The organism is Celeribacter halophilus (assembly GCF_018860305.1).
In the GTDB taxonomy this organism is placed as follows: Bacteria; Pseudomonadota; Alphaproteobacteria; order Rhodobacterales; family Rhodobacteraceae; genus Celeribacter; species Celeribacter halophilus_A.
Genome location: NZ_JAHKPE010000039.1, coordinates 1 through 1823, shown reverse-complemented (window position 1 = coordinate 1823; position 1823 = coordinate 1). Strand labels below are relative to the sequence as shown.

Sequence of the window (1823 nt, the reverse complement as noted above, 5' to 3'; positions counted from 1 at the left end):
CGCTCAGAAGTCCAGTATTTAGTAAATTCCATATCAGACATTACTTTTCCTCTCTGATTTATTCTTATTGAAAGTCTCAAAAACTGTGATTATACCTACTTGTACTGTCCACTATCGAACTTGCTTAATATCATCTTCGGGACTTGCTAAATTCGCAGCATATAGCATTCTGCGCCATGCGTTCGCATCAATTTCTCGGTGTTCTTTTTTATCGCTTGCAGTTTCCCATTTACGAACAATAGAACAACCTTTGGGACTTACCGTCTTACCAAGAAAATAGCCAAGTTTTGCTTGAGACAAACCAAGATAAACTCGCAGCCATTTTATTTGCTCTGGTGTCGGTGAAAGATAATCAGGATCACTCAAAGGCAAAGTGCATTGAGAGTTCATTAGATCATCTAGCGTCATTTGCGGTTCAAAGCCGCTGTATAGTGTTTTATCTTCACTCATATTAACAAACCCTTAGAGCGCGACACAGTGTGCCGCGCAGTCATAACTAAATTATCCCATGCTCAGAGAACGCATAAGTTTCTTCAACACTGACCACGATGTGATCCAAAGTACGAACATCAACCCACTCCAAAGCGTCTTTTATTCTTCGTGTAATACGACGATCAGAACTAGATGGGGTTGCAACACCTGACGGATGATTATGAGCCAGGATCACAGCTGCGCCATTGTGTTTGAGAACGGATTTTACAACCTCACGCGGATATACAGAGGCACTATCAATCGTTCCCTGAAAAAGCTCTACGGCTTCAATTAGTCGGTGCTGATTATCGAGTATTAGCAGCATGAAAATTTCACGCTCAGATGTAGCAAGTCGAGCCTGGCAAAAGCCTTTAACTAGATCAGGACTGGTAAAGGCATCACAAGTTTTGATTTTTTTTGCAAAAATAGCGGCTGCTTGGTCAATGATGCTTTGTTCTTCTGGTGTAAACATTGCGTTTCTCCATTTATAGGTCATGGAACATTCCCGACCTTTCGTAAACAATTATACCGCCCCGCTGTGGCGGCGTCTACTTTTTTTTAATTTATTTCTTCATTATTTCCAATGTGTAATAAGACTTTAGGGCTAACGCTCCACTCAAAAATTGATAGCATTTACTTTTGGCGTAAAAACAATCATGTGTCTTTTTAAGAGGTGTTCATTTTAGGTATGCTCTATTTACCTGGTGAATGTTGATAGGACAATATAAGTGAACATCGAGGCTATTTGACCAATTCAATTTAACCAACCCAAATTAGCTAGGTTAGGTTATTTTCTAGCAGCTAAAAGGAATAAAGCTATTGGATTTCCTTCCTGGCGTAATTTTCATCGAGTATAGACACCTATATCTATGGCAGCTGTGGCCGTCATAGACATAAATGTCTATACTGGCCACAGAGTAAGGAATGAGGGTTAGAAAGTGGGTTATTTAGGCGCTAAAAGTGGAAGCGGGGTGTTTCAGACAATTATCAATCTAATACCGCCACACGATACTTATATCGAAGCATTTCTTGGTACGGGTGCAGTCATGAAAAGGAAAGCCCCTGCTCAAAAAAATATTGGCATCGACTTAAACAAGAAATGTATAGATGAATTTGACTATGCTGCAGCAAGCTTGATTTGTGGTGATGCTTTTGATTATTTACGTACCCATGATTTCGAGTCCAGTGGTAGAACGGTTGTCTATGCCGACCCTCCTTATGTCCCTGACACGCGCACCAGTTCAGCTAAATATGATTATGAACTCACTAATGAGGACCATATAGAAGAGCTGGAAGTACTTAGACACATTGTCTAATAAGTGCTCTTGCCGGAAAATTCCAGTGATCTGGAG

General features: G+C 40.5%; 3 protein-coding genes. 1 reads left to right on the top strand and 2 read right to left on the bottom strand.

Annotated features, from left to right (window positions below; genetic code table 11):
- Positions 1 to 111: 111 nt before the first annotated feature.
- Both KO492_RS17100 and radC read right to left on the bottom strand, forming a co-directional pair.
- Positions 112 to 450: a helix-turn-helix domain-containing protein gene (locus tag KO492_RS17100; RefSeq protein WP_012774864.1), complete on the bottom strand. Its 339-nt coding sequence runs from the start codon at positions 448 to 450 to the stop codon at positions 112 to 114.
- A 46-nt stretch (positions 451 to 496) separates the two neighbouring features.
- Positions 497 to 967 (bottom strand): RadC family protein, encoded by a 471-nt coding sequence (radC, locus tag KO492_RS17095; protein WP_216046086.1) that lies wholly within the window; start codon positions 965 to 967, stop codon positions 497 to 499.
- A 442-nt stretch (positions 968 to 1409) separates the two neighbouring features.
- Between radC and KO492_RS17090 the strand changes: the two genes are divergently transcribed.
- Complete coding sequence (locus tag KO492_RS17090) at positions 1410 to 1787, top strand: hypothetical protein (protein ID WP_216046085.1); 378 nt, start codon at positions 1410 to 1412, stop codon at positions 1785 to 1787.
- Positions 1788 to 1823: the final 36 nt, after the last annotated feature.

Bases quoted from the DNA above. Each gene is read 5' to 3' on its own strand.
- KO492_RS17100 (WP_012774864.1), bottom strand. From the start codon at position 450: ATGAGTGAAGATAAAACACTATACAGCGGCTTTGAACCGCAAATGACG.
- radC (WP_216046086.1), bottom strand. From the start codon at position 967: ATGACCTATAAATGGAGAAACGCAATGTTTACACCAGAAGAACAAAGC.